The organism is Paenibacillus sp. FSL R7-0652, from assembly GCF_038595045.1.
In the GTDB taxonomy this organism is placed as follows: Bacteria; Bacillota; Bacilli; order Paenibacillales; family Paenibacillaceae; genus Paenibacillus.
Genome location: NZ_CP152001.1, coordinates 5,438,224 through 5,464,284, shown reverse-complemented (window position 1 = coordinate 5,464,284; position 26,061 = coordinate 5,438,224). Strand labels below are relative to the sequence as shown.

The window sequence follows — 26,061 nt, the reverse complement described above, 5'->3', positions numbered from 1 at the left end:
AATTAAATCGAACGATATCTAATGTTTAAACCAATATACAGTGTAAGGAGAAAGGGGATGGAAAATGAGTGAAGAGAACGAGTACATAACATTAGTGAGGCAGACCTTGGCTGGCGACCATGAAGCTTATGGAGAATTATATGAGAAAACAGTGACGGATGTATACCGCGCGGTTCGCTTTCTGGTTCGTGATGTGGCTGATGCGGATGATCTGGTGCAGGAGATTTACATTCAGGCCTATGGATCTCTGGCACGATATGATACGGGGCGTTCTTTTCGGTCATGGTTAATGGGAGTCAGCATGCGGCAGGTCAAAAATTACCGCCGTAGGAAAATGATGCAGTTCAGGTTCAAGCAGCGGATTGAACAGTTGGATAAAGATACAGGGAGGGAAGTAGATTTTTCATCACAGCTCGTCCGTAGATTATCGAATCAATCTTTACTGGAGCACGTCCAGCGGCTTCCTTACAAGCTGCAGCAGGTGGTCACCCTGCATTACTTGAACGAGTATACACAAGAAGAAGTCGCTGACATTTTAAATATCCCGCTGGGTACAGTCAAATCCCGAATTCACGCAGCACTTACCAAGCTAAGACAGAAGCATCAGCTGCATTCCGAACTTGCGAGAAAGGTGGATCATGCGAATGAAATTGGATAAACAGTTACGGTCGGCGTATCAGGAGGAAACGAAGAATTGGAACATCGGTGAGGGGGTTAAACTGAACGTGATGAAGGCTGTTCAGAAGAATGCGTCTGGCGTACGCAGTATCAGAAAGTGGCGGGTGACTATAATACTTGCGGCAGTACTTCTTATTCCCACAGGAGCCTATGCGGGGTATACATATCTTGCAGATGGAATATATGGTTCACAGGACAGGGTTACCTCTCTTGGTGGGAATACAGCGGATTACGAGCGGTTGGAAGCTAAGCTGCAGCAGGCAAAGGCTCATTTTACGGAAAACGAATTTGATTTGTACATGGGGCTGCTCAAACAATTTGGACAAATGGCATTCATTCACGCTGACGCTCAAGGTAAGATGAATCCAGAACAATGGAGTACAGCAGAACAGGAAAAGTTTAAAGGGTTAGCGGCTGAACTCCAACCGTTCTTTGATAAGCTGGAATCGCTGGAAAATAAGTCTTCCAGAGCTATACCGGTTTCACCGAGGCTGATGGACGAGGATACGTTCTGGACGGATCAGTTTGCAAAGGCAGAACAGCAGTTTACGAAGGAGCAGTATGCTGGCTTTAAATCAGTCCATGAACAGATGAAAAAGTATGAAACGATCACGAAAGACCCGGATGGCAATTATTACATGGATCGTTTGTCCGAGAGTCAAAGGTCTGATTGGGATCAATTAACAGAGCGGATGAGTGTATATTTGGAAAATCTGGGTCTAGATGTACGCTGATGCACAAAGAACAAAGAACTAACCTAAACCTGATCTCTTCCTCTCATCCTCAGTCTATACTGGTGCGGTGTGGTACCAACTACATTTCGAAATACTTTGCAAAAATAAGAGGGACTGGAGATGCCGACACGGTGGCCAATCTCGGGAATGGATAAGGAGGTACGGCCAAGCAGCACACAGGCTTGACGAATTCGTGCGGCCTGGGCATATGCAATGATGCTGGTGCCGGTTGCTTTTTTAAACAAATGAGACAAGTGATATACGGACAGATGCAGTTCATCTGCAACATGTTCTAAGCGAAAAGCTTCCGCATAATGCTGCTCAACCCACTGCATAGCTGCTTCGGCATGGGGGTCGATGATTTCTGATGGACCTGCTGCAGCGTTTGACGAGTACTGATCCAGGGGATGAGCTGCTGTTCTCCATAACCAGCGAAGCTGCGTCAGTACATCCAGTACAAAAAGGCAGGCATCTTCAGAGGCTTCGTAGGGTAACAAGTCCGGATACTGTACGCCGAAATGTTCCAAATGTTGAACCAGTTGAGAGTCTGGCAGCAGAGAGAGTGGCTGTATGGAGTGCTGCTCGCTGAGAAGGTGTTGAGTAAAATGATGCGTGGCGGTGAAGTGCGGCCAATATTCATGCAGCAGGTCAAGCTCCACCATAAGAACGGTGCGAACGAACGGGTGATCTTTCGATACTTGGATCTGCACATGATGCAGCTGGAAGGGCCGGAAAATCATGAGCATCCCTGGTTCCAGTGGAAAAACATGTCCCTCGGTTATTAATTGTCCGTAACCGTCATGGATATAGGTTAATTCCAACTGAGAGTGTGCGTGAAATACTTCACGAAAAGCGGTATAGGTTGTACGTCGGCACATCAAGCGGAATTGTTCGGCATGGATATGAGACATGTTATGTCACCTCCCTTTGATCGCAAGATGTTTCTATTTTATCACAGAATAAGCGCATAAAAGCGCTTTATTCTGAGGTAAGGTGAAGAGACCAAAGGAGGAATGATGATGATTAAAGCAGCTGTTATTGGCGCTGGTGCGATCAGCAGTGCACATATTGAAGCATATATGAAATTCCCGGAGCGATGCCAAATCACTGCTGTGGTTGATTTGTACGTTGAAAAAGCTCAAAAACGAGTCGATGAATATGGACTCCTGAATACGGAAGCGGCTGCGGATTATCACGATCTGCTGGAGGCCGATATTGACCTTGTATCGATCTGTACACCTCCGTATACCCATGCTTCCATCGCATGTGAATTCTTGAGGGCAGGCAAGCATGTTTTGGTGGAAAAACCGATGGCTTCTTCATTGGAAGAAGCAGACCAGATGCTGAAAGCAGCGCAGGAGAGCGGCAAACTGTTGTCTATTGTTGCCCAAAATCGGTTTACCACTCCTATGATGAAGCTTAAAAATGTGCTGGACAGCAAGCTAATGGGTCCTATTCTCCATGTTCAGGTAGACTCTTACTGGTGGCGGGGGCATAGCTATTATGATTTGTGGTGGCGTGGGACCTGGGAAAAGGAAGGCGGAGGATGTACACTTAATCATGCGGTGCATCACATCGATGCCCTGCTCTGGATGATGGGGCCGCCCATCGAAGTACAGGCGATGATGGCCAACACGGCACATGATAATGCCGAGGTGGAGGATATTTCGATGGCAATGCTTCGATTCGGCCAAGGAGCAGTTGGTATGATAACAAGTTCCGTAATCCATCACGGAGAGGAGCAGCAGATCATTTTCCAAGGGAAAGAAGCTCGGGTGTCTGCACCTTGGAGAGTGACTGCATCGATTTCACGCAGCAATGGATTTCCCGAACCTAATTCGAAGCTTAAGCAGCAGCTTCAGCAGCTGTTTGATGAACTGCCTGAAGTCCTGCATTCTGGTCATGCCGGGCAGGTTGACAATGTACTGCATGCCGTAGAGAAAGGAACGCCGCTTATTGTCGATGGAGAGAGTGGGCGTAATACCTTGGAATTAATCATCGCCATCTATAAGTCAGCAAGTATAGGGGAGAAAGTGGCTTTACCCATACGATCAGACGACGTGTTTTATTCCAGAGAAAGTATGATGAAGCATGCTGTTCATTTTTATGAGAAAAAACTATCTGTTGAAAATTTTGATGACATGGGTATTACGCTTGGACGCAGCTTGGATACAGAATAGAATGAGACAGATCACTTTATATGACGCGAAGCATCATGAACAGGGAATGAAGATGTGAAGATTGATTAAGAGGCCGCTGTATCTACAGAACAGCGGTTTTTTAATATGTTGGAACAATAAGAAAGTAATGCTCTTCATGCATGATTGCTAAGGAGGAATATCATTATGAAATGATGTTGAGGTGGTCTATATTTTTATGGATAGGGCGAGCAGTGATCAATGAGAACTTTCGAAGTAGAACGTAGAGGTGAAGAAGGATGAATACTAATTTAGTAGATCCCTACGAATTAAACATACGCAAGGCTCTCGATAAGATTTTACCCGGTGCATATGATAACATTGAAAAAATAGGGGTTTTCCAACCGAAATCAGAAAGAATATACTTGAGATATTAATTAAGTATGCATGCGAGAGTCAGAATGTAACTGTGATTATGTTAGCAAGGGATCGAATAAAGAAGATACCTTCGAGCTGTTTATCCTGCATTTTTTTGGAAGCTTTGGATGCAGTAATTGATTTTCAAGACGAGTGGGAGTACCGCAGATTGTTAGAATTAGTAAAAGAAGCCGTACCAGATTTGCTTACATTATTTATTGATCGAGGTTACTCTCAAAGGAGATTGAAGTACGAGAAGCGGCAGAAGATTTTCTTTCATTGATGTCTTGATAGGAGTGGGTAAAATGACTAAACAATCGGAAGCATTTATGCGTCAAATGTTAGAGTTTCTACCATCAACAGAGGCGTCCTACACAGAATCCGTTGTATTTAACGGTGAGGTGCTGGAAACGGTTATAATTGAGGATGTTTTTATGCCTGTAATCATTGAACTTATAAGACGGGAAGAAAATATCGATCTAATAGAACAAATTTTTGAATATTTTGAAGAAGTTTCGAATGATGAAGACGCTCACTTGATAAATATATTTTCAATCACGGCATTGGAGATTCTCGGTAACGAAGAAACCATTTTACGAACTGCCCAGAAATACATGGGACCTAGAACGAAAGAGCTTCAAAAAGAGGCGGATCGAGCTTTGGGAAGAAAAGTCTAGCTGCATTGACTGCAGCGAAACGGAATAGAAGGGGATTCCCTTGATCTATAGTTTATTTTTTGGAGAAAAATAGAGGATGGGCAGCAGATTTTGAAGGTAAGAAAGTTCAAGCTATTTGAATAATCAAAAGTGGAGGGAACAAAGGTGAGTTCTTCTAATAGTAGTGATATTAAGGGTTTTTTATTGACTTTGGAAGAAAATTCATATCCAATGAGTGCTTGTAACGAGGATGATATTACGAAATTAAAAAACTTGAGCCCAACCCAAAAACTTCCCTTAACCTATGTGGAGTTTATGTCTAAGGCAGGTAATGGTATTCATTTTCTGAAAGGTACCCACTACACGATGAAGGTTATATCCGAACTTAAGGAGTGGGCAGTTGAACTTCTGGATGAAAATAATTTCTCGCGAAAATTAACGAACAATCAGTTTGTATTTATGATGCATCAGGGATACATGTTCTGGTACTTTAATTTGGATGAAGGAGATAATCCACCAGTGTATCATTATGATGAATGTATAGATAATCTGACTGAATTCAGAAAGGTTAGTGATACGCTCTCAGAGTTTTTGATGTCATGGTATGACTAAAACATACCCAAAATACATGAAACCATATATGGAATTATTATTCTTATTACATAACAAATCCCAAGTGCCAAGTTGAAGCATTTGGGATTTTTTAAAACAAAGTATTGTATCGGTGACCCATTGAAAAAAATCTACAGCCACTTCTCCGCCCATCGCTCCACAGCGCTTAAAGCTCGCCCCAGCTCGGTTCCTTTACGAGAAAGCATATACTCTGTTCGAACGGGACGTTCCGTAATTACATGCCGGACGACCAATCCCTCTTCTTCCAATTCCTTCATACGCTCATTAAGTACACGTTTGCTCAAATCGGGAATATAAGCATGAATTTCACTGAAACGTTTGGGTTCCTCCATCAATGCATGGATAATTAAAGCTACCCATTTTCGGCCAATGATCTGATAAGATTGTTCCACCTTCTCGCATATTTGCTTGGCATTCTCATCATCGTTCATAACAGTACTCCTTTGGTTTAGTGTTACTTGTAATATACTTAGTATACTTATTGTAACCTTCTTGTCCACAGTGTATATGTATGAAATGTCACATTCCAATTGCTATTAAACTTACCACATAAAGCGTTAACATTCAACTGAACACCTGTAAACACTGGAGTTCACAGCTTAGACACGAATGTTGACGAATTGTGACGACGGGTGTAATATGGGTAACGTTAATTCTAGTGGTTACAATTTATAACCTTGATAAAATAATGGATCGAGGTTGTGGAGAGAAGGAATGTTCCCATGGTTGGATTCGGGCAGTATATATGAACGGAGGCAAGGCGGGCAGCATACCCACTTATTCCGTCTTTTGTCATGCTTGGATTTGACCATTTTGCAACATCATATACTATACTGCACAGATCATAGGAGGCACTCCAATGGATGCAATGACATTTGTCCTGTTCGGGGCAACAGGCGATTTAGCCAAACGTAAAATTTACCCTGCATTATACAATCTGTACGTAGATCAGAAAATGCCGAAGGCGTTCTCCGTCATCGGACTCGGACGTCGCGAACTGTCGGATGCAGATTTTCAGGCCAATGTAGAAAAGTCACTGCAGGAATTCTCCCGTCAAAAACCGGAGGAAGCTTCACAAGTGCGTGATTTTATCGGAGCTTTCCGTTACTGCTCGCTGAACAACACCAAGATTGAAGATTATAATCGACTGCTTCAACTTGTACAGAAGCGTGAGCAGGAACTGAATATTCCGGAAAATCGCATGTTCTACATGTCGGTGGCACCCGAGTTTTTTGAGCCAATCGCGCTTAACATTCAGGAAAGCGGCCTGGGTAGTACGAAAGGCTGGAAGAAACTGATCATTGAAAAGCCATTTGGACATGATTTGCAATCTGCTCGTGAACTGAACGAGAAGCTGAGCAATACGTTTGCGGAAGAAGAGATTTATCGCATTGATCACTTCCTTGGCAAACCGATGGTGCAGAACATCGAAACACTGACGTATGCCAATCCGGTCATTCAGGCACTTTGGTCTAACCGTTACATTGCTAATGTACAGATCACGGCGAGTGAAACTGTAGGGGTTGAGGAACGAGCTGCATATTACGATCAAAGCGGCGCGCTGCGTGACATGTTCCAGAACCATATGCTGCAGCTGTTGATGATGATTGCACTGCATCTGCCAAAACGCTGCACACCGCAGGAAATTCAATATAAAAAGAAAAAAATTGCTGAGTCACTGCGACCTCTGACCAAAGAAAATGTAGCTTCTGAAGTGATTCGCGCCCAATACGGTGCTGGTGAGCTTCAAGGCACACCAGTTGTTGGCTATCTGGACGAGCCAGACATTCCGGCAACTTCTCAGAATGAGACATATGTGGCCGCAAGACTATGGCTGGACGATCCATTCTGGAGCGAGGTTCCATTCTATATTCGTACGGGCAAACGCATGGCGGAGAAATCAACCCGAATCGTCGTTGAATTCAAGGCTCCACTTAAAACAGGCCATGAGTCCGAAAATACGATGGCACCAAACTTGTTGACACTGGAGATCGGTCCAGGAGAAAGCATCTCCCTGCAATTAAATGCGAAGAACCCACTGAACCACGGTGAGGTGGAAGCGATGCATATGACCTTTAACTCAGGAGAGCGCAAAGTACCTGAAGCGTATGAAAATCTGATCTTTGACGCGATGCGCGGAGACTCCACCTTTTTTGCACACTGGAACGAAGTGGAGCTGGCATGGCAGTGGGTACAGCCGATTCAGGAAGCATTTGCGGCAGGAAGCATTCCCCTGGATACGTACAGTGCAGGTTCGAACGGACCAGAATCAGCAGATCATTTGACTGCGGAGAATGGATTCCGCTGGTGGTAAGATCAAACTGATTGCAAGCTGCAAGTTATATCATTAAGCCCTGCATCATTTTTACTAACATTATACCGTTTCAATTTTGCATAAGTCCTTTCGACTTTCGCAACCGAAAGGCCGCAAACATTTTCTATATAGATCGCAGTTACATCACGATTTGCACAAAGGACCTTTAATCCATGGAGTGGAGGGGACGGGACGGAATCAATTCTGTAGAAACGAAGTGTTCGCCTTTGTATTCCAATTTTCCCATATAACAAATAAATCCGAAAAATTGGAATACAACAGCGATCGGAAGAATGATCCGTAACCGGAACGGTTGGTGCAAATGCGGATGTGTGCTGCAACCTGATTTACTTAACACTAAACAATCGCATAACAGGAGGATTTTATTATGAAACTCGGACTTATCGGACTCGGAAAAATGGGCTTGAACCTGGGCAGAAACCTGATTGATCACAAACATGAAGTGGTTGCCTTTGACCTGAACGCAGAAGCGGTTAATGAAATGAAAGAATATGGCGCACAAGGCGTATCCTCGTATAAAGAAATGGTTGAATCCTTGGAATCTCCACGTGTACTGTGGATCATGGTTCCTCACAATGTCGTGGATGCCGTGCTGGCTGAAGTAAGCCCGCTGCTGTCCAAAGGTGACATTATTATCGAAGCCGGAAACTCCCACTACAAAGAGTCCATCCGTCGTTACGAAGAGCTGAAACCACAAGGCATTCACTACATGGATGCAGGTACATCCGGCGGTATGGAAGGCGCACGTAACGGTGCATGTTACATGATCGGCGGAGACCCGGAAGCATGGGCGATCGTTGAGCCGGCATTCAAAGATACTTCCGTGGAGAACGGTTATCTGTATGCAGGTAAAGCGGGCAGTGGTCACTTCCTTAAAATGGTGCACAACGGAATTGAATACGGTATGATGGCTTCCATCGGTGAAGGTTTCGACGTATTGGAGAAAAGCGGATTTGACTTCGACTTCGAAAAAGTTGCCCGCGTGTGGAACAACGGTTCCGTGATCCGTTCATGGCTGATGGAACTGACGGAGCGTGCCTTCTCCAAAGACGCCAACCTGGATGAAATCAAAGGCGTAATGCACTCTTCCGGCGAAGGCCGCTGGACCGTTGAAACGGCATTTGACCTTCAAACAGCTACACCGGTTATCGCTTTGTCCTTGCTGATGCGTTATCGTTCCCTGGAAACAGATACGTTCACGGGTAAAGTCGTTGCGGCACTGCGTAACGAATTTGGTGGACATGCGGTTGAGAAAAACTAATCTTTTTGTGCATCAATTATTGTGAAATGTAAACCTTTCGCCTGTGCAGATGGCTCATCTGCTGCGGGCGGAAGGTTTTTTTATATTGGAACGGCCCGACTGATACATCCTGCGGATTTACCGGTCAAACCGATCCAATGCAGGGTTCGCCTTGGTGCGCGGTAAAATGCATTATCAGACACCAGCTCTCTGCGTTCGGCGTCCTCATGGGACATCTCCAGCGACCCCAAGCCAGGCTAAGGGGGCGCTGTCCTTCTTTTTCAGGACAACGCCGCATAAAGATAACCTATAAGCCTATGGCTCATCCCGCGGGGGAGGGACGCTCCAATGATGCGAAAGAGATGGAGAAGCCGAAGAAGGCGGCAGAAGGCGCCTAGCGGCAAACGCAAGGTATGGTTAATTGTTTTGCTCCTAGCTATATTTTGTTTGATGCAGGGTTTTGCGTATGTGGATAAAAAAATGAAGCCGCCCATTATGCATCTGGCCAAGATCCGAGTGAAACAGATTGCAACGGAGGCGATTAATAAAGCCATTACGGCACAAGTCGCTGAAGGGAAGACAACAGAAGGGTTAATTGACTGGAAAACCGATTCAAAGGGCAAAGTTTCGGGCTTTATGCTGAACTATAATGAGCATATGCGAATCACCGCAAGTACGATGAATGTCGTGCAGTCCACACTTCAGAACGTGCATATGTTAAAAGAGAAAATTCCGCTGGGTCAAGCTCTGGGCAGTCCGGTTATGGCCTCCTTCGGCCCGAGCATACCGGTTCGAATTGAACCTCAGGGAGCGGTGAAGGTAGACCTGAATACCCGCCAGCAAAATGCAGGCATTAACATGATTCTTGTCGAGGTCTATATTCATATTATTGCCGAGGTAGCCGTTGTCGTTCCTTTCGACATGGAGCCGGAGATCGTGGATACAGAAATCCCGATATCATATCTGCTCGTTGTTGGTGACGTGCCCATGTATTATTACGATAATCAGGGCAGGCCGGTCGGAAGCAACGGCAGTAATGCACCCGCAATTGCACTGCCGTCAGGTCAAGGAGGCGTATCAAGCGGAGGAGGCAGTGGTCACACGGGGAATGGGAGCGGTACTAACAGCGACAATGGAAGTGGTGCTGGCACAAACCATGGCGGCGGGACATCCAATGATCAACCGCAGGTTCAACCTCAGATTCCGCAGCAATCACCAGGAAGCAGTACACAGCCCAGCGGACTGGAGCTTGAACTGGATGTTCCTGATCTGAATGGCGGCTCGCAGTCCGGTCAAAGCGGGCATCCATGACAACATTAAATGAACCGCAGATGGCCGATTTTCTTTCGATCGTAATACGACACAGGCAGTCAAAGTGAGTGTTTTAGGCTGCAGCACAACGATATTACACCAAAAGGAACCTCACAATTTAGAGGTTCCTTTTTTAGCACGTGTTTAAGATCGGATTGATGCAGCAGCATGCTGCTGCATCAGAACATCAAGTCAGAACGAAGGTTACTTCCCAATTCGTTCAAACTTTTGTTTTCAATTTCTAGTTAGTTGGACATTCGAATGCACAGGTTTGCTGATCGCCTTATTTACTCTTCTTGTTCCTCTGGCTCCGTTCTTCCTGTTCCCAATGTCTAAGCAGTGGATAAGGATCGAACGACCACTCATGCAGTCCGCTATCGCGATAGATCCCGTAGTGAAGATGCGGCGGGAATTTCCCTTGTGTCCCCGGTTTGCCGTAGCCTGAGCTTCCAACCCATCCTACCACCTGACCAGGAGTAACAACATCCCCGATTTTAACACCTTTGTCAAAGCCCGACAGGTGAGCGTAATAGTGATAATGATTATTCAGATCACGAATGCCGATTCGCCAGCCTCCAAACGGATTCCAGCCTTTAATCTCCACAATGCCGTAACAGGTACTGCGAACGGGCAGACCATGGGGAGCGAATATGTCCGTTCCTTCATGAATACGATACCCTCCCCAGCTTCGCTTGGTTCCCCATGTACTGCGGTACGAATAATTGGTGCCTAAGGGAACAGGGAACGCATGTCCAAAAAGATCGAGATGATCAAAATGCTCATATAATTTCGCGAATTGCTGGATTCGCTGCACGGCTCTCGAATTGTGGTAATATTCCCAGAGTCCGATACCAAAATCTTCCTGCTTGCTTCCGTACTGCTGCATGATGGATGCCATGCTGTACAGCACATCCAGATCGTTGTTCGAGTCAGCAATACCGTCTCCCGATCCATCGCGACCTTTTCCGTTGAAAAAAAGAATGGAATTGGGATGCTGGTCTGTCTCATCCGGATTCAGCCATCCTCTCCAGGCCGGAGCAGTCATAAAAATACCGGTCAACCGCTCGGGATGTTTGCGGTCTTTTGGATGTGCGCGTGTAATGGTCCGTTCATATTGATCTATGGCGGCCAGTCTGTACCATGGAATCTGAGTCATTTGACCAATGCTTTCATACAGGTGGCGGCGTGCAGTAAAAATATCGGCTGGTTTGGGCTCCGCAGCCTGTGTTTGTGTATCCTTATGTGCAGTCGTCTCACCGTAAACATCAGCAGGCAGGAATGGGAGAAGCAGAGCGCCTGCGAGTATAGTTCTGATGCATAAGCCATAAGTGTTGCGAAGTATCCAGTGCTGTTGCACAGGGAAGCAGCCCCTTTCCGTTAAGATGATGCACTCGTGCCCGATAAATCAAGCTATAACCTAGCGTTCTTCAAAAGCTGCGTTTTTATCCATATCCACGCGATTGCACAAGATGTGACAAATGGGGGTTTTTCCAAGCCTTTCATGGTATAATATGTTCCGAGCAACAGCCTAACTTCAGTAGAAAGAAGGTTTATGCATTGGCTAAACGTGTTAAAGAACCGAAACCGGACTGGATTCGGATCAAATTGACAACCGGAGATAACTATCAGGAAATTAAAAACATGATGCGTTCCAAAACACTGCATACGGTATGTGAGGAAGCACGTTGTCCGAATATTTATGAATGCTGGGCGAATCGAACAGCCACTTTTATGATTTTGGGTGATATCTGCACAAGAGCCTGCCGTTTTTGCGCGGTGAATACGGGTCTGCCTACCGAACTTGATTTGCAGGAGCCGGAACGTGTAGCAGAAGCAGCAGAGCAGATGAATCTGCAGCACTGCGTCATTACAAGTGTGGCCCGGGATGATTTGAAGGACGGAGGAGCTGCGATTTTCGCCGAGACTGTAAAAGCCGTACGGAGACGTTTGCCGCTGTGCAGCGTGGAGGTGCTTATTCCGGATTTCATGGGTGATCGGGATTCACTTCAGATTGTTATGGATGCCAAACCGGATATTTTGAACCATAACATCGAAACCGTTGAACGGTTGTCAGACAAGGTTCGTGCCAAAGCGAAATATAAACGTTCACTGGAACTGCTTGCTCGTGCCAAAGAGATGCAGCCGAACATCCCGACAAAATCAAGCATTATGCTGGGTGTAGGTGAGGAATATAACGAAGTTTTAGCAGCGATGGATGATCTTCGCGCGGTGAACTGTGACATTCTGACGATTGGTCAGTACCTGCAGCCATCCGAGAAGCATCTGTTTGTTGAGAAGTATTATCCGCCTGAAGAATTTGCGGCTTTGAAAGAGGAAGGGTTGAAGCGTGGGTTCAGTCACGTGGAATCGGGTCCGATGGTACGCAGTTCTTATCATGCGCATGAACAGGTAAAATCAGCGAATCAGCATGCGGGACAGGCGGCAACACACGCATGATGGAGGAGTCCGGATTGGAACAGGATAAAAATAAGGATGAACAGCAGCTGGACCAGCAGCAGATGCAGGAGACTGTGCAGGAAACCGTTCAGGAGAAACCGAAAGCACCTGTAATCGTACAGGTTGGCGGCAAAAATTATGAGATTGTTCAGAACCACAAAGAGGGCTGGAATCCTGAAGTGTTTCGTGACCGGTACAGCGAAGTGCTGGAGCGCTACGACTATATTATTGGTGATTGGGGATACAGTCAGCTGAGGCTCAAAGGCTTTTATCGAGACAATCACCCGAAAGCCACAAAGGATTCGACGATTTCTTATCTAGTGGATTACATTAACGAATACTGCAACTTTGGCTGTGCATACTTTGTACTCCAGAAGTGCAAAGAGCAGCCCCAAGCAAAAGCAAAAAGCGGTTCCTGAGAAGGACCGCTTTTTTGATGCGTGAACAAAAGTTTTGTTTTTGGTTAGTCAGATGTGTTGTCTAGTCAAGAAAGGCAGTGCGTACGCGGTTCCAGAACGGATAAGGCCGAAAGCGCGCAAAGCTGACCTTTTGTTCGGAAACCTGACAGCGAACAGAGATCAGGTCTTCTACCATGACATTGACGTGATCAATCGTCAGCAGCAGACGCTGATCTTTGCGTGAGAAAATATCACAATGATGATGCTTGGGCAAAATGACTGGTGAACCGAGTGTCCGGTACACGCGATTGTTAATGGAAGCAATCTCCGCAATCTGGATGGCTTCAATCGTTGGATGTACCATGGCCCCGCCAAGCGCCTTGTTGTATGCTGTACTCCCAGAAGGCGTGGATACACAGATACCATCGCCCCGGAACATTTCAAAGGTAACGTCGTTGATATCGACCTGAGCTACAACTGTACCATCTACACCTTTTAACGTAAATTCGTTAAGCGCAATATAAGAGGCATTGCCCGACTTTTTACGAATCTCCAGTTCCAGCAATGGATACTGCACAATGCGCGGTTTGAGGAGATCGGGATCGCCTTTACCACTCATAAGTCTTACCAGTTCCCGTAATTCTTCTTTCTTCCAATCGGCATAGAAGCCGAGATGGCCTGTATGGACCCCAACAAAAGCAATGTCCGGGATGCGGTCGATGAAATTGTGAAACGCTTGAAGCATCGTCCCGTCGCCTCCGATGGAGATGACAATCTCCGGCGATTCTGCATCCAGTTTGAACCCTTCTTCCTTAGCCAGCGCGTGAAACTGCTGACTGAGATCAATCGATAACTGGTCTCCGCGGTCTTGAACATAGTATCTCAAGATGAAAGCTCCTTTGTGGTCATTATACTACCGATGATAATCAATTCCGAGCCAGAACACAACGTCAGATTGAACTTCAGGGCAAACTATTTGGACAAGGCTCTATTTTTTGATCCGTCTGGAGATCAGATGTGAACCGATCAAGGAGAGACACAGCAGGATGAAGAGGATACAGGTAAACACGGTTATTCCAGCTGTCACGATGAATTTCCAGTCTATTGTGTAATTAGAGAGTGATGGCAGGAATGTGTTCTCTAAAAATGCAGGTGAATCCGCACCGCCTATTAGAATAGGCCACAGTACCATGACGATCAGTGGTGCAGCAGCAGCATGAATAGCTCGGGCCAGCAGAAATGGTCCGTATCGCATTGGCGTACTGCTTAACACGCTCATAATCTGTGCATGAACAGAGAGTCCGCCCCACGAAAGTACAAAGGAGGCGGCGGCAACCTTGAAAATAAGAGGTGTGGAGAGGGCGGCGGCACCAGCCTCCTTGGCTCCAAGAGTTACCTCAAACAAACCACCTACCAGGCTGTGTGACAGGGAAGGCGGCAAACCCGCGAGATGCAAACCTTGTTCGGTCAGTGTGTATAATATGCCAAGCGATCCGGTTTGGACCAATAATTCCATAATGACAGAGAAGAATACAACAAGGCCTCCTACGATAATAATAAGTCGAAGGGAAGAGGATACGGCGTGCCGCAGCAGTTCACCAAATGTCCGTCCATCCGCCTGCCTTGCTTCATGCATTGCATAAATGGCGCGCAGGAAACGGCTGTGATGCTCTTCTTGTACAGTAGGGGACTCAGAAGGCTGGGGTGAAGCGCCACGCCCATGAAATCGCATCAGCACACCCACAAGAAAAGCGGCAGCATAATGGGAAGCTACAAGAATTGGGGCTATGGAGGTATTATGAAAAAAACCGACTGAAACTGCGCCGATCATAAAGATTGGATCAGATGAAGTGGTGAAAGCAACTAGACGTTCTCCTTCTTCTCGTGTGACCAATTTCTGTTCCCATAATTGTGCCGTTAATTTGGCTCCGGTGGGGTAACCGGATGCACAGCTTACTGCAAAAACGAAGCCGCCGCTTCCGGGAACACGGAATAAAGGACGCATAAGCGGATTAAGCAGTGTTCCCAGAAAATGCACGATGCCAAAACCAAGCAGCAGCTCGGACAGCACCAGAAAGGGAAACAGGGAGGGAAATAAAACATCCCACCAGATCGATAGTCCTCTCACACCTGCATGCCAGGTCTCTGCGGGATACAGAGCCATCAGGATACAAAAGATCAGGAGAGCGAGTGTAATCATAATTTGCAGGATGCGCTGAGGAACAGCCATGAATTTCTCTCCTTTATCATCAGGATGTATGATCCGTAATTGAGCAGGGGCTTTTGCCATCAATATATGAAAAAGATCGGACAAACAGTACAAAATAATCATGGGAAAGCGCTTGCAAAAGTGGCTGTGTTTTTGAATGATGTATGCTAAAATGGTAAAAACGCCTGAACGTCACCTAATTGTCATAAAGGTGGAATCAATAAGGATGGAGTGATGATCATGAGTCTTGTCGCCGGAGTCTTGGTCTGTGCATTTGTGTATGTTATACGTGCCTCGCTGGTGCGTACCGAAGAGGAAGATTGGCGAAGTTATTAACCGGATATGTGATGCGCCTGCCTGAGGGTTGGCGCTTTTTTTTATGATTTCTAGCTGTGAAGTCCTTGATACATAAGGCTCTGTTCTAATCTGATCCTTCATGTAATATAGGACTTTTTGTTTTTTTTTGATAGAATGAAGATGCTGGCCTTGGAGGCCATGTGTAGTGGTCTGCTGTCTAACATGTTCATGTGACGTGTTTTATATTGCAACATTCGACATTCGAAAGGGGGAAGAAGTATGAATCCCAACTTAAGTATTTATGACAATCTAGGGGGCGAGCAGGGGGTTCGAGCATTGGTTGAAGCTTTTTATCCAATCGTGATGCAGAATGAACAGCTGGCTCCGCTCTTCCCGGAAGATATTCGTCCGGTGATGGACAAGCAGTATATGTTCCTATCTCAATTTTTTGGCGGACCGGCGTTATTCTCTGAGGCTTATGGCCACCCGATGATGCGTGCGCGTCATATGCACTTTGAAGTGACCGTTGAGCGGGCAGAGGCATGGCTTGCCTGTATGAATCAGGCATTAACGCAAGTTGGCGTAGAGGAGCCGCTGCATTCGTTTATTTTGAAGCGTTTATCTGGGCCTGCGCACCATTTTGTGAACACGCCATAGTTCCAAATATACAAGAAGCCTGACGGGAGAGGGATGGAACAAGTGGAATTAGAACCGCTGTATAAGGTGAAGGTGACATGTCATTATTGCGAGACTGAATTTGAAACCTCACGTGTAAGACCAAGCTTGAAACGGCCTTACCGGACAGATTCTGATTTTTGTGCATATTACAAACATGAGAATCCTGATTTTTATGTTGTTCGGATCTGTCCCTCGTGTGGATTCGCCTCAACCGAGAATTCAACGGTTAATCTGAATGAGATGCAGCGCAAAGCGTTTATCGAACAGATTGGGAACCGCTGGGTGAAACGGGATTATAGCGGCGCAAGAAACCTGGAGCAGGCACTTGCTGCATACAAGTTGGGTTTGCTGTGTGCCCAGGTGATTCAGGAGAAAGAGCGTGTTGTTGCTGGCCTGCTGCATCACATTGCCTGGCTGTACCGGTATATGGAGGATCATGCGCAGGAACGGCGTTTTCTTGAGTTCAGCCTGGAGGCATATGTCAAGGTGTTTGAACGAGAGGGCACAGGCGGCAATGAAGCAAAATTGCTGTATCTGCTCGGAGAGCTGAATCGCAGAGTAGGAAAGTTCCATGAAGCAGTTCAGTGGTTTGGCAGAGTCATTCATGACAAGCGAATTACAGATGCAGCGATGATCCGTGCTTCCAGAGAACAATGGGCTTTACTGCGCGAACAGATGATATCCGGCAAAATGGAACTGCCGCAGGAAATGCTGGAAGCGGACAAAGAGGCTGCGAAGCGCAGCCCCCTTTAAGATGATTTCAAGGCATATTATCGGACTGGACGACTGGACAACAGATAATCATTATCCGTGTCTACCACAGTCATGCTGCTGTTACAGCAGGGGAACACAAGCAGTTTCTTTTTTCCTTCACGAATACGAATGAGTTCCTTAGGTTTCAGGGGCAGCAGTACATTGCCTGCATCGCAGAACGGGCACTGCTGTACATAAATATCCCCCATAATGACATCATAGGGCCAGCTGTTCTCAAAAGGGATCATTCAGATGTGCCTTCTTTGTCAGAAGCTTTGGCGGCTTCTTCTTTGGCCAGTTCTGCAATCTTCTGCATGAGAATATGTTGAGGCATATGCATCAGGTGTTCCAGAGGCACACCCAGAGATGCTGCTAGTTTGACGGCTGTTTCAGCCGATACTTGTAAAGGTTTCATAACGTTTACCTCCTGAAAAGTTGCTGCATTATTTCTTATTTCTCTAGTATAGAGATACGATACGTATAAAACCAGTTTTTAATTCAAATCCCATATTGAATTTACTGAAAGAGGTGCCTTATTCGATGAAAATGCCATTACATCCTGTTTGGGATCTGGAGTCCATCTTTAGTGGAGGTTCTTCTTCTGAAACATTTGCCGCGTACTTAACCGAATTGGAAAAGGATGTCCGAAAGCTGCAGGAAACGCTGAATCAGACGGCTGCTCCAGCGACACTGGAAGATACAGCAGCGTTTGATCCTGTTCTTCAACTGCTGCAGAGCTGTTATATGCGAATCTCTGAAGGGTCTGCGTTTGTATCCTGCCTGTCGGCGCAGAATCAGCAGGACAAAAAAGCCGCTCAGCTTCAAGGCACGATCAGTTCCATCGCAGCCATGCTGAACAGCAGCAAGTCCAAATTCGATAATACACTTAGCGAAACCCCGGATGATGTGTGGGAGCAGTGGCTGGCACGGCCTGATATGAAGCCGCTGGCCTTTGTATTGAACGAGAGTCGTACACAAGCAAAAGAAAAGCTGTCACCGGAATTGGAAGGACTTGCTTTGGATCTCGCTGTAGATGGTTATCATGGCTGGGGCAAATTTTATAATACCATCGTAAGTAAGGTAAACATTCCGTTTGAACAGGACGGAGAGACAGTCATGCTGTCTGCAGGACAGGCGGCCAACAAGCTGAGTGACAGTGATCGTGCAGTACGTGAACAGGTCTATTCTGCATGGGAGCAGGCCTGGACTGACGTAGAGGATTTCTGTGCAGATACATTGAACCATCTCGCAGGTTTTCGTCTGAAATTGTACGAGAAGCGAGGGTGGCATGACGTGTTGAAGGAACCTCTTGCCATCAACCGGATGTCCCGTCAGACACTGGATACGATGTGGGATGTTATTAACGGAGCGAAGCCGGTACTTGTGAAGTATCTGGAGCGCAAAGCAGAACTGCTGGGTGTGGATAAGCTGAGCTGGAGCGATGTAGAAGCACCGGTAGGCAGGTCTGCTGGAAAAGTAACATATGATGAGGCAGCTCAGACGATCGTTGAGCAATTTTCCAAATTCAGCCCTAAGCTGTCCAGCTTCGCCGAGATGGCTTTCGAGAAACGCTGGATCGAGGCAGAAGACCGTCCGGGTAAGCGTCCAGGGGGATTCTGTACTTCACTGCCTCTGAGTAAAGCAACCCGTATTTTTATGACCTTCTCGGGTACAGCGTCGAATGTATCTACACTCGCGCATGAACTCGGTCATGGTTATCATCAGCACATCATGGAAGAACTGCCTGCACTGAATCAGCGTTACGCAATGAACGTGGCCGAAACTGCCTCGACGTTTGCTGAGATGATTGTTGCCGATGCCTTGGTGCAAACAGCGAAGGATGAGCAGGAGAAGCTGGCGCTGCTGGAAGACAAAATTCAGCGAAGTGTTGCATTTTTTATGAACATCCACGCTCGTTTCCTGTTTGAGAATCGCTTCTATGAGCAGCGCAAAAAAGGGTTGGTCAGTGCCGATGAGTTGAGCAGATTAATGGCAGAGGCACAAGAAGAGGCATTCTGCGGCGTTCTTGCGTCCAATCATCCGCATTTCTGGGCATCCAAACTGCATTTCTATCTGACAGGTGTTCCTTTCTATAATTTCCCATACACCTTCGGATACATGTTTAGTGCAGGGATTTATGCTCGGGCTCAGCAGGAGGGCACGGCATTTGCGGGGAAATATGATGATTTGCTGCGTGACACGGGACGAATGACTGTGGAAGAATTGGCTCAAAAACATTTGGGTACAGACCTGACACAACCGGACTTTTGGCAAAATGCTGCGAATCTGGTCATTGCCGATATTGAGCAATTTTTAGAGATGACCGAGACGACAAAATAATATAAAAGAAACTGTATCCATGAACTTTTCATTCATGGATCAGTGCCGCAATGGATGCCCAGGGCATTCGTTGCGGCTTTTTTATTGGCTTCTTTTTTAGATGATATGGAAATTTTGTCGTAAATGAATGGAAAAGCTCGCTTTAAGGAAGATAAATGGCAATTAATTGTGCAAAATATAGTAAAAATTACCCAATAATGTTTTAATTTGTTGAGGAAGCAAAAGTGATGTCATATAATGAGGCGTAAGTCCTTGCTGTATAGGACCATAATCATAATAGGAGGAGTGGTATCGTGAAAATGGAACAGCTTTCATTAGCAAGACAGTTAGATTTGGTATTCAAAGAGCTGGATGAAGAGTTATCAGGTTTAGATTCAGGAGTAGTTTTTGTGCAAATACGAAATAACGTCATTGGGAAATTTGGAATTCGACATAATCCGTTAACGGGACGGGATGGACGAATAGAAAGGGAGGGAGAGGGGCTCAATAATACCCAACGATCTTCTTTTCGTGCCATGGCTCTGGAGACGCTGAAGTTCAAGCGCCGCTGGACACATGGAGAGATCCATTACGACTTTACGATAAGACAAGGTATGATTATGGTTGATGCTTCCATGGAATCCAATTACAATATGGCGAACCTGATGATTCGCTATCCTAGAACCAATACATATCTGGATTCCGGTACAGGATCAACATCCTAACGAGAGCAAATAAAGCGGCACTTCCGAAGAAGGCCGCCATTCATTACTAACTGCACTCAAGCAATAATTACGAGCTTACGAACGACCCGATAATTGCTGCTCAGCGATTTGTACCAGACGTTTTGTGATGTATCCACCCAGAGATCCAGTCTCACGGGAAGTATAGTTACCGTAGTAACCATCTTGCGGGATTGTTACACCCAGCTCTTGAGCAGCTTCCATTTTCAACTGCTGCAGTGCTGCATTCGCTTGAGGAACGACCAAGTTGTTGGAGCGGCTTCCGCCACCTTGATTTTGACTTCCGTACATATGTCTCACCTCCTTGTGGGTTGGTGATGTTAGTATGGGTTGAGAATGAGGAAATATACATGATATGGCGTAAGGGAATAAATGGATAATCATTCAAGGGCATGTTAACTAAAAAAGCCGATCCATTAAGGATCGGCTCGTTTAATTCAGGTACGAAAATATGAATGGAGAAGGTACATGGTATCCTGCATGAAAGGATTACTCAACTAATGGGCGGGATAACCTCGATATGTGAAATCAGTTCTACAGGCTGATCCGGTTCGAGCCGAATCAGTCCCGTTATCTCATCACTCAGCGGCAGATTCGGTGCATCCGGCAGCCAGGTGTAGGGTTCGATGCATAAAAATTGATCCGATTCACCTTTGGTATACAGCACCCAGTGTTTGAAATAAGCTTCATCCACTGAATATTTCAGCGTATATCCATCTTTTCTCCGCAAATGAGCAGCGGCTGGTTGACCTTCCGCAGCACGAAGAAGCGTATCCCAATTTCGGCCCTGCATGCTTATGCCTTCGCTAATAGAGGACCATTCATCATGCAGCGCTTCTAATTCGCCTGTAGGCAGCTGCTCTTCATTTTGCGCGTATAGTCCGGAAACCGGCAGCTGCAGCGTCCAGTCTGCGGGTTGGCCGTCCAGCAAAAACCATGTATGATACCCCATTCCGAAAGGAGCAGGTGTTGAACTCAGATTGGTGACACGCAGCCGCTGCGTCAGTACGGCGTTCTGCAGGCTGAACGTCATCTCAAGCTTCAGCGGGATGGGGAACTGTGCCATCCAGTGCTCTTCGTTTTGGGTCAGTAATTCAGTCGTGATCGCACAACCGTCTTCATCTTCTTCAATATCACTGACACACCAGGACTGGCTGCGATGGAGACCGTGAATATGGTTATCATGCGCCGTATTCTGATCGAACTGATAACGTACGCCTTCATACTCGAATTGTCCCCGGTGAATACGTCCAGGCGGTATGAGCAGAGGAACCCCAAAATGATAAGGTTTCTGCAAATAAAAAGCCAGATCGTCTTCGTCCGGACGACGAACAATGTCCCGGTTCTGCACCAAATCGCGAATCGAGATGATGTTATTTCCCAGACGAGGCAGCAGAGTGATTTCCAATTCACGGCTATGTAGGATATACGTATCGTAACCATTCCATTGACCTTTGGTCACTTGTTTCATATCGATGCTCCTTTTCCCACTCGAAATCTGTCTGCAGGCAGTAATGCTGCTGCAGGCGTGTCATTGTAATCATGCCAACTTTTATTGTGATATTCTGCGGGCTGGTTCCAAAAGCCTTCACAGAATAAGCAATACCATCATAACAGATTTTTAAGGATCAGGAAAAAACGCATTCCATTTTGACATTCAGGCTTGAGCGCATTAAGATGGAATTCTAGAAGTCTTTAAGAACTGAATGAATTTAAAGCGATGACAGGGATAAGTAGACAAAGAGTACTCTCTTCAGAAAGCCAGTGGTTGATGTGAACTGGTGAGAACTCTTTTTTGAATGGACCCTTGAGTGTATGGCTGAACGGGTAAAGGCTCTCACAGAGCGTCCACAGTAGGTTATGCCGGTTATTCCACGTTACGGAACAATGAAGGCTTTTCTTTTCCGATATGCTCCTGCATGTCAGAGCAGCGGAGGGGATAGCGAATAAGGGTGGCACCACGGTCTCACGTCCCTTGCGGATGTGGGGCTTTTTTGCGTTCGCAGAGCGAAGATAAGCGGCAGTTTGAAGTTAGAGGCTGCATGCGCAGCGACTATGAAATCAGGGAGGCATCTGAAAATGAAAACAGTATTATCAGGTATTCAGCCAAGCGGTAAGCTTACTTTAGGAAATTACATTGGCGCTATCAAAAATTTTGTGAAATTACAGCATGACTACAAGTGTCATTTTATGGTTGTGGACCTTCATGCGATTACGGTACCGCAGGAACCAGAAGCACTGCGTGAACAATCCGAAGCTGTAGCGGCGCTCTTTATCGCTGCAGGCATTGATCCATCCAAATCAAACGTATTTTTGCAATCTCATGTGCCGCAGCACGCGGAACTTGGATGGTTGATGACAACGCTGACCTCTATGGGTGAGCTGGAACGGATGACGCAGTTCAAAGATAAATCCTCCGGCAAAGATTCGGTAGGTGCTGGTTTGTTCGTATATCCATCCCTGATGGCTGCAGATATTTTGCTGTATAATGCGGATCTTGTCCCGGTTGGAGAAGACCAGAAACAGCATCTGGAGCTGACTCGTGATCTGGCGGGCCGCTTTAATCATCGTTACGGGGAGTATTTCACCATTCCTGAACCTTATATTCCACAGGTAGGCGCCCGTGTCATGTCACTCGATGATGCATCCTCCAAAATGAGTAAAAGTAATCCGAATGCTGGCAGTTATATCGCGCTGCTGGACCCGCCGGATGTTATTCGGAAAAAAATCAGCCGTGCCACGACAGATTCTGGCCGTGAAGTTGTGTATGATCCGGCAAATAAACCGGAAGTCAGCAATCTGATGAGTATTTATGCAGAGTGTGCAGGTATGACACTGAATGAGGTTGCAGCACGTTATGAAGGTAAAATGTACGGGCCGTTCAAAAAGGAATTGGCTGAGGTGGTTGTATCTGTAATTGAACCGCTGCAGGCGAGATATAACGAAATTCGCGAATCTGGTGAGCTTGCAGATGTACTGGAGAATTCGGCACGCCGTGCGGAAGAGGATGCTGCGAAGACACTTGATGCGGTGAAAGAACGAATGGGCTTTGTTCCTAGACGCAAGTAAGGGAAAAGTGGCTAGAGCTTAACGTCAGTTAGTTGGTTTCAAATAAAGGATATAAATAATGAAGAATATCAATCATTTATGATGTGAAAAAGAGGAGGCAGATGAATTCATCTGTCTCCTCTTTCTTTGAATGTTGAATGGATAACGTTAATTTGATGTGAGCGGCGCCTATGAGGCCGAAGTGGATTCGGAAGCCGAGCGAGCTTCCAGACGTTCTTTTTTGGCCCGAATGACAAATCCCCATACGATGTTAGCCATGGACAACACAAACAGCAGGAAAGCCAGCCAGCCGTTGTAAGAAATCGTGATCGCTGTAACCGTTAACAAAACAATCGAAGAAAATGCAAACCATAAGGATAAACCTTTACTCATTGGGAAAAACCTCCATGTACAAATTTAATGAATTTTCGTATAACCTGAAGCGTGCGAGCCATAATAATCTTGCAAGCTTGCAATACATTACAGACACAGATTGAAAGGAGATTTTAAATATGGCTCAAGGATCTCGCTCTTCTAACAACTTGGTGGTACCTCAAGCGACAGCAGCCCTGCAGCAGTTGAAAATGGAGGCTGCACAGGAACTGGGTGTAACCATTCCACAAGACGGCTACTATGGTAACTACACTTCCCGTGAGACTGGATCTTTGGGTGGGTACATCACCAAACGTCTGGTACAAATCGCTGAGCAGTCTCTGGCTGGGTCTGGCAAATAATTTATATACCAAAGCAGTAAAGCCCGGGGCGATATCGCCCCGGGCTTTTCCCGCGCAATCATTCCTATCTCTGATTGTGCCCTGCAATCCACACTGCGTCAAGGGCGAGCAGATAAAAGTTTTTTATCCATTTTTTCATCACTCAGCCATCCTACGTACGTATCAATGGTTTCAAAGTTCCGATCCATGACGACTACAGCGACAAAAGGATACTGCTTTCGGTGTCGATAGCGGACATCTGCCCAGCGAACTTTATATCCGGATGGCAGTTCCTCTACCTCTGCCACAGCATAAGAAGTGAAGTAGAGAAATGCACTGACCTCTGGCGCTTTACGTGAAGCCGCAACCGCAGCATGGGTGGAAGAGGTGGCATGGAGACTCCAGGTCAGCTCGGACCCATCCATTTTGCCGAGTTCATAGCTTCCATCCTTATTCGTTTTGACGACATGCCAGCGGCTCCATGAGATCGTTGGAATGACGATATATTTAGCTGATTCCGGACTGTTATCCATACGTCTGACCTTTCGAACCACCAGTGCGCGAGCGATTGTGCGCCATATATAATACACGCCAATCAGGATGTACAGCGCAGTAAAAAGTGGGCCGGGCGCAAACAGGTCAAAGGCCCATAACAAAATAGCAATAACGTGAGTTGTGAACAAAAATGGATCAAAAATATGAATGATGTTCCAGGCAATCCAGCGTTCGGTAAAAGGTCTTGCAGCCTGGGTCCCATAGGTATTGAACAGGTCAGTGAAAACATGTACGCCAACAGCTACGGCAGTCCAAAGAGCTACATGGCCGAGTGAAACTCCCGAAAAGATCAATCCGATCACACCTGTAATCAGCAGAATCCATAACAGCAGAAACGGCAGGGAGTGGGACAAGCCCCGATGATTCCGAATATACAGTGAATTACTTTTAAAACGCAGTGCAGTATCAATGTCGGGCGCCTGGGAACCGACAATGGTGCCGACCATGACTGCGGCTGCGAGCATAGGATTCGCTGCAACGACAGGATCAATATAGGCGAGACCAGCCAGACCAATGCCCATGACAAAATGTGTAGAGGTATCCATAAACGTCTCCTTTATAAGGTGTATCGTCTTCAAACATGTTTCTCTATCTAGGTGATACCCATATCTAGTGTATATTATCCGCCTGCGAAGATGCAAAACATGCTGAGCTCTGGTAACAATCTGCCCAATTCCCAACAAATGTACGAACATTGTCAAACTATTTCCCTGATTGCTGTGATAAAATTTATATCGGAAGCGGAGTGAAAAGAATAAACATTCCGTCATGAGACGGGCGTGTTACGTATCAGACTCTTCATATACCGAGATCTGCCGATAAGGAAGTATTATTTTATACATATGTATCCCTGGGCTGAAGCGATAACGCCATAATGAAAGATAACGTATTTAATAAATTACCTGGCGTGAACGGTTACAAGGCACAAGGGCTGCAGTCGAACAGAGTATTTATTTTGCTAAGCAATGTATGCGTATTCACCATTTATTGTTGGGGGGAAGGGAAGAAGATGCAGATCATTAAGAAATACAAATGGACATGGATATTGCTGGGCATTGCACTGATTATGGCGGTATATTTAATGTGGAACACGGCGTTTGCCAGCAAGGAGAAATTACCCGAGATTCGCGAAATTCAATCGTTCTCAATGGAAAATGTGGACGGGAGTACTGTATCGCTCGCGGATACACAGGGCAAAGTGCGATTATTCTACTTTTATTTTACCAGCTGCCCTGATGTGTGTCCGATTACGACATTTACGCTGTCTCAGGTGCAGGACTTGTTGAAAGAGGATGGAACTTTTGGAGACAAAGCTTCCTTTGTATCCATTTCCTTCGACCCGAAAGTAGATACGAGGGAGAAAATCAAAACGTTTGCTGACCGTTTCCATGCGGATTATTCCGGCTGGTATTTCCTGCGAGGAGATATGGATCAAACGAAAAAGTTCGCCAAAGAATCGTTTCAGATTTTGATTGAAGGAGAGAACAAGGATGATTTTGCCCACATGAATATGATTGGTCTGGTGGATGAGAATAACCAGCTGCGCAAGGTATATAACGCCTTTAATACAGAAGATGTACAGCCGGAAGCCATTGCCGATGACATTCGCAGGTTAATTAAAGAATAATAAATGCATCGTAACGAATGGTTTATTATCGAATTCGATTCATGTATTAACAACAGCGATCAGATAGTAAATGAAGAAAGGCTGTGTCCGGTTAACTTAACCGGACACAGCCTTTTGTTTCT

Annotated in this window: 28 protein-coding genes and 1 other annotated feature; of the genes, 17 read left to right on the top strand and 11 right to left on the bottom strand. The window is 46.0% G+C overall.

All coding sequences use genetic code 11. The features are described from left to right. Positions 1-64 precede the first annotated feature (64 nt). Entirely contained in the window at positions 65-658 is a 594-nt protein-coding gene (locus MKY97_RS23990; RefSeq protein WP_342552741.1) for a sigma-70 family RNA polymerase sigma factor, read from the top strand. Beyond that, positions 645-1,412 carry a DUF3600 domain-containing protein gene (locus MKY97_RS23985; protein WP_342552740.1) on the top strand — a complete coding sequence of 256 codons (768 nt, stop codon included), beginning with the start codon at positions 645-647 and terminating at the stop codon, positions 1,410-1,412. The genes MKY97_RS23990 and MKY97_RS23985 overlap by 14 nt, the downstream gene beginning before the upstream one ends. 23 nt (positions 1,413-1,435) lie before the next feature. Here MKY97_RS23985 and MKY97_RS23980 read toward each other — a convergent pair whose 3' ends face one another. Then, positions 1,436-2,323 (bottom strand): AraC family transcriptional regulator, encoded by an 888-nt coding sequence (locus tag MKY97_RS23980; protein ID WP_342552739.1) that lies wholly within the window; start codon positions 2,321-2,323, stop codon positions 1,436-1,438. Positions 2,324-2,431: 108 nt separating this feature from the next. Here MKY97_RS23980 and MKY97_RS23975 point away from each other — a divergent pair, with 108 nt between their 5' ends. The 3 genes from MKY97_RS23975 to MKY97_RS23965 all read left to right on the top strand — a co-directional run bounded on the left by MKY97_RS23975 (position 2,432) and on the right by MKY97_RS23965 (position 5,235). Next, on the top strand, positions 2,432-3,592 hold the full coding sequence (locus MKY97_RS23975; protein WP_342556441.1) for a Gfo/Idh/MocA family oxidoreductase: 1,161 nt from the start codon (positions 2,432-2,434) through the stop codon (positions 3,590-3,592). Positions 3,593-4,272: 680 nt separating this feature from the next. Further along, positions 4,273-4,644, top strand: a complete 372-nt coding sequence (locus MKY97_RS23970; RefSeq protein WP_342552738.1) for a resolvase — start codon at positions 4,273-4,275, stop codon at positions 4,642-4,644. A 144-nt stretch (positions 4,645-4,788) separates the two neighbouring features. Beyond that, positions 4,789-5,235, top strand: a complete 447-nt coding sequence (locus MKY97_RS23965; RefSeq protein ID WP_342552737.1) for an SMI1/KNR4 family protein — start codon at positions 4,789-4,791, stop codon at positions 5,233-5,235. Between the two features lie 131 nt (positions 5,236-5,366). On the opposite strand, the gene MKY97_RS23960 is transcribed toward MKY97_RS23965, so the two are convergent. Further along, the gene (locus MKY97_RS23960) at positions 5,367-5,687 is read right to left on the bottom strand and encodes a helix-turn-helix domain-containing protein (protein ID WP_342552736.1); all 321 of its coding nucleotides are present in this window, start codon (positions 5,685-5,687) and stop codon (positions 5,367-5,369) included. A gap of 428 nt (positions 5,688-6,115) precedes the next feature. Here MKY97_RS23960 and zwf point away from each other — a divergent pair, with 428 nt between their 5' ends. The 3 genes from zwf to yunB all read left to right on the top strand — a co-directional run bounded on the left by zwf (position 6,116) and on the right by yunB (position 10,142). Beyond that, positions 6,116-7,570, top strand: coding sequence for a glucose-6-phosphate dehydrogenase (gene zwf, locus MKY97_RS23955; protein WP_342552735.1), 1,455 nt, complete (start codon positions 6,116-6,118; stop codon positions 7,568-7,570). A gap of 388 nt (positions 7,571-7,958) precedes the next feature. Then, a complete protein-coding gene (gene gnd / locus MKY97_RS23950; protein ID WP_342552734.1) occupies positions 7,959-8,852 on the top strand; it encodes a phosphogluconate dehydrogenase (NAD(+)-dependent, decarboxylating) in 894 nt (297 codons plus the stop codon). Between the two features lie 327 nt (positions 8,853-9,179). Then, positions 9,180-10,142, top strand: coding sequence for a sporulation protein YunB (gene yunB, locus MKY97_RS23945; protein ID WP_342552733.1), 963 nt, complete (start codon positions 9,180-9,182; stop codon positions 10,140-10,142). Between the two features lie 283 nt (positions 10,143-10,425). Here yunB and MKY97_RS23940 read toward each other — a convergent pair whose 3' ends face one another. Further along, positions 10,426-11,499: a M23 family metallopeptidase gene (locus MKY97_RS23940; protein WP_342552732.1), complete on the bottom strand. Its 1,074-nt coding sequence runs from the start codon at positions 11,497-11,499 to the stop codon at positions 10,426-10,428. A gap of 200 nt (positions 11,500-11,699) precedes the next feature. Here MKY97_RS23940 and lipA point away from each other — a divergent pair, with 200 nt between their 5' ends. Next, positions 11,700-12,599, top strand: a complete 900-nt coding sequence (gene lipA / locus MKY97_RS23935) for a lipoyl synthase (RefSeq protein WP_342552731.1) — start codon at positions 11,700-11,702, stop codon at positions 12,597-12,599. Further along, a complete protein-coding gene (locus MKY97_RS23930; protein WP_342552730.1) occupies positions 12,596-13,018 on the top strand; it encodes a YutD family protein in 423 nt (140 codons plus the stop codon). The genes lipA and MKY97_RS23930 overlap by 4 nt, the downstream gene beginning before the upstream one ends. Before the next feature lie 61 nt (positions 13,019-13,079). On the opposite strand, the gene MKY97_RS23925 is transcribed toward MKY97_RS23930, so the two are convergent. Then, positions 13,080-13,883: an NAD kinase gene (locus MKY97_RS23925; protein ID WP_342552729.1), complete on the bottom strand. Its 804-nt coding sequence runs from the start codon at positions 13,881-13,883 to the stop codon at positions 13,080-13,082. Between the two features lie 102 nt (positions 13,884-13,985). Further along, a complete protein-coding gene (gene ylbJ, locus MKY97_RS23920; protein WP_342552728.1) occupies positions 13,986-15,227 on the bottom strand; it encodes a sporulation integral membrane protein YlbJ in 1,242 nt (413 codons plus the stop codon). Between the two features lie 555 nt (positions 15,228-15,782). Here ylbJ and MKY97_RS23915 point away from each other — a divergent pair. Next, positions 15,783-16,160, top strand: a complete 378-nt coding sequence (locus tag MKY97_RS23915; RefSeq protein WP_342552727.1) for a globin — start codon at positions 15,783-15,785, stop codon at positions 16,158-16,160. A 33-nt stretch (positions 16,161-16,193) separates the two neighbouring features. Next, on the top strand, positions 16,194-16,934 hold the full coding sequence (locus MKY97_RS23910; RefSeq protein WP_342552726.1) for a DUF2225 domain-containing protein: 741 nt from the start codon (positions 16,194-16,196) through the stop codon (positions 16,932-16,934). 17 nt (positions 16,935-16,951) lie between these two features. Here the strand turns inward: MKY97_RS23910 and MKY97_RS23905 are convergent, their stop codons facing one another. Both MKY97_RS23905 and MKY97_RS23900 read right to left on the bottom strand, forming a co-directional pair. Continuing rightward, positions 16,952-17,182, bottom strand: a complete 231-nt coding sequence (locus tag MKY97_RS23905) for a hypothetical protein (RefSeq protein WP_342552725.1) — start codon at positions 17,180-17,182, stop codon at positions 16,952-16,954. Then, entirely contained in the window at positions 17,179-17,349 is a 171-nt protein-coding gene (locus tag MKY97_RS23900) for a YycC family protein (RefSeq protein ID WP_342552724.1), read from the bottom strand. Before MKY97_RS23900 ends, MKY97_RS23905 begins: the two co-directional genes overlap by 4 nt. Before the next feature lie 125 nt (positions 17,350-17,474). Here MKY97_RS23900 and MKY97_RS23895 point away from each other — a divergent pair, with 125 nt between their 5' ends. Together MKY97_RS23895 and MKY97_RS23890 are read left to right on the top strand one after the other, a co-directional pair. Beyond that, the gene (locus tag MKY97_RS23895; protein ID WP_342552723.1) at positions 17,475-19,274 is read left to right on the top strand and encodes a M3 family oligoendopeptidase; all 1,800 of its coding nucleotides are present in this window, start codon (positions 17,475-17,477) and stop codon (positions 19,272-19,274) included. A 290-nt stretch (positions 19,275-19,564) separates the two neighbouring features. Beyond that, positions 19,565-19,978: an O-methyltransferase gene (locus MKY97_RS23890; RefSeq protein WP_342556440.1), complete on the top strand. Its 414-nt coding sequence runs from the start codon at positions 19,565-19,567 to the stop codon at positions 19,976-19,978. 75 nt (positions 19,979-20,053) lie between these two features. On the opposite strand, the gene MKY97_RS23885 is transcribed toward MKY97_RS23890, so the two are convergent. Both MKY97_RS23885 and MKY97_RS23880 read right to left on the bottom strand, forming a co-directional pair. Next, positions 20,054-20,287: an alpha/beta-type small acid-soluble spore protein gene (locus MKY97_RS23885; RefSeq protein ID WP_090919627.1), complete on the bottom strand. Its 234-nt coding sequence runs from the start codon at positions 20,285-20,287 to the stop codon at positions 20,054-20,056. A gap of 202 nt (positions 20,288-20,489) precedes the next feature. Continuing rightward, on the bottom strand, positions 20,490-21,467 hold the full coding sequence (locus MKY97_RS23880) for an aldose 1-epimerase (RefSeq protein WP_342552722.1): 978 nt from the start codon (positions 21,465-21,467) through the stop codon (positions 20,490-20,492). A gap of 240 nt (positions 21,468-21,707) precedes the next feature. Beyond that, positions 21,708-21,975: a binding site (T-box leader), on the top strand. A gap of 100 nt (positions 21,976-22,075) precedes the next feature. On the opposite strand from MKY97_RS23880, the gene trpS reads away from it, so the two are divergent. Then, positions 22,076-23,065, top strand: a complete 990-nt coding sequence (gene trpS / locus MKY97_RS23875; RefSeq protein ID WP_342552721.1) for a tryptophan--tRNA ligase — start codon at positions 22,076-22,078, stop codon at positions 23,063-23,065. Positions 23,066-23,233: 168 nt separating this feature from the next. Here trpS and MKY97_RS23870 read toward each other — a convergent pair whose 3' ends face one another. Then, complete coding sequence (locus MKY97_RS23870) at positions 23,234-23,437, bottom strand: hypothetical protein (protein WP_342552720.1); 204 nt, start codon at positions 23,435-23,437, stop codon at positions 23,234-23,236. Between the two features lie 119 nt (positions 23,438-23,556). Here MKY97_RS23870 and MKY97_RS23865 point away from each other — a divergent pair, with 119 nt between their 5' ends. After that, a complete protein-coding gene (locus tag MKY97_RS23865; protein WP_056702318.1) occupies positions 23,557-23,778 on the top strand; it encodes an alpha/beta-type small acid-soluble spore protein in 222 nt (73 codons plus the stop codon). Positions 23,779-23,876: 98 nt separating this feature from the next. Here the strand turns inward: MKY97_RS23865 and MKY97_RS23860 are convergent, their stop codons facing one another. After that, positions 23,877-24,857 (bottom strand): metal-dependent hydrolase, encoded by a 981-nt coding sequence (locus tag MKY97_RS23860; RefSeq protein WP_342552719.1) that lies wholly within the window; start codon positions 24,855-24,857, stop codon positions 23,877-23,879. Between the two features lie 464 nt (positions 24,858-25,321). Here MKY97_RS23860 and MKY97_RS23855 point away from each other — a divergent pair, with 464 nt between their 5' ends. Beyond that, positions 25,322-25,939 carry an SCO family protein gene (locus MKY97_RS23855; protein WP_342552718.1) on the top strand — a complete coding sequence of 206 codons (618 nt, stop codon included), beginning with the start codon at positions 25,322-25,324 and terminating at the stop codon, positions 25,937-25,939. The last annotated feature ends 122 nt before the right edge of the window (positions 25,940-26,061 follow it).

Coding starts and splice junctions, on each gene's coding strand:
- MKY97_RS23990 (WP_342552741.1), top strand. CDS start 65: ATGAGTGAAGAGAACGAGTACATAACATTAGTGAGGCAGACCTTGGCT.
- MKY97_RS23985 (WP_342552740.1), top strand. CDS start 645: ATGAAATTGGATAAACAGTTACGGTCGGCGTATCAGGAGGAAACGAAG.
- MKY97_RS23980 (WP_342552739.1), bottom strand. CDS start 2,323: ATGTCTCATATCCATGCCGAACAATTCCGCTTGATGTGCCGACGTACA.
- MKY97_RS23975 (WP_342556441.1), top strand. CDS start 2,432: ATGATTAAAGCAGCTGTTATTGGCGCTGGTGCGATCAGCAGTGCACAT.
- MKY97_RS23970 (WP_342552738.1), top strand. CDS start 4,273: ATGACTAAACAATCGGAAGCATTTATGCGTCAAATGTTAGAGTTTCTA.
- MKY97_RS23960 (WP_342552736.1), bottom strand. CDS start 5,687: ATGAACGATGATGAGAATGCCAAGCAAATATGCGAGAAGGTGGAACAA.
- zwf (WP_342552735.1), top strand. CDS start 6,116: ATGGATGCAATGACATTTGTCCTGTTCGGGGCAACAGGCGATTTAGCC.
- gnd (WP_342552734.1), top strand. CDS start 7,959: ATGAAACTCGGACTTATCGGACTCGGAAAAATGGGCTTGAACCTGGGC.
- yunB (WP_342552733.1), top strand. CDS start 9,180: ATGATGCGAAAGAGATGGAGAAGCCGAAGAAGGCGGCAGAAGGCGCCT.
- MKY97_RS23930 (WP_342552730.1), top strand. CDS start 12,596: ATGATGGAGGAGTCCGGATTGGAACAGGATAAAAATAAGGATGAACAG.
- ylbJ (WP_342552728.1), bottom strand. CDS start 15,227: ATGGCTGTTCCTCAGCGCATCCTGCAAATTATGATTACACTCGCTCTC.
- MKY97_RS23915 (WP_342552727.1), top strand. CDS start 15,783: ATGAATCCCAACTTAAGTATTTATGACAATCTAGGGGGCGAGCAGGGG.
- MKY97_RS23910 (WP_342552726.1), top strand. CDS start 16,194: ATGGAACAAGTGGAATTAGAACCGCTGTATAAGGTGAAGGTGACATGT.
- MKY97_RS23905 (WP_342552725.1), bottom strand. CDS start 17,182: ATGATCCCTTTTGAGAACAGCTGGCCCTATGATGTCATTATGGGGGAT.
- MKY97_RS23900 (WP_342552724.1), bottom strand. CDS start 17,349: ATGAAACCTTTACAAGTATCGGCTGAAACAGCCGTCAAACTAGCAGCA.
- MKY97_RS23895 (WP_342552723.1), top strand. CDS start 17,475: ATGAAAATGCCATTACATCCTGTTTGGGATCTGGAGTCCATCTTTAGT.
- MKY97_RS23885 (WP_090919627.1), bottom strand. CDS start 20,287: ATGTACGGAAGTCAAAATCAAGGTGGCGGAAGCCGCTCCAACAACTTG.
- MKY97_RS23880 (WP_342552722.1), bottom strand. CDS start 21,467: ATGAAACAAGTGACCAAAGGTCAATGGAATGGTTACGATACGTATATC.
- trpS (WP_342552721.1), top strand. CDS start 22,076: ATGAAAACAGTATTATCAGGTATTCAGCCAAGCGGTAAGCTTACTTTA.
- MKY97_RS23870 (WP_342552720.1), bottom strand. CDS start 23,437: ATGAGTAAAGGTTTATCCTTATGGTTTGCATTTTCTTCGATTGTTTTG.
- MKY97_RS23865 (WP_056702318.1), top strand. CDS start 23,557: ATGGCTCAAGGATCTCGCTCTTCTAACAACTTGGTGGTACCTCAAGCG.
- MKY97_RS23860 (WP_342552719.1), bottom strand. CDS start 24,857: ATGGATACCTCTACACATTTTGTCATGGGCATTGGTCTGGCTGGTCTC.
- MKY97_RS23855 (WP_342552718.1), top strand. CDS start 25,322: ATGCAGATCATTAAGAAATACAAATGGACATGGATATTGCTGGGCATT.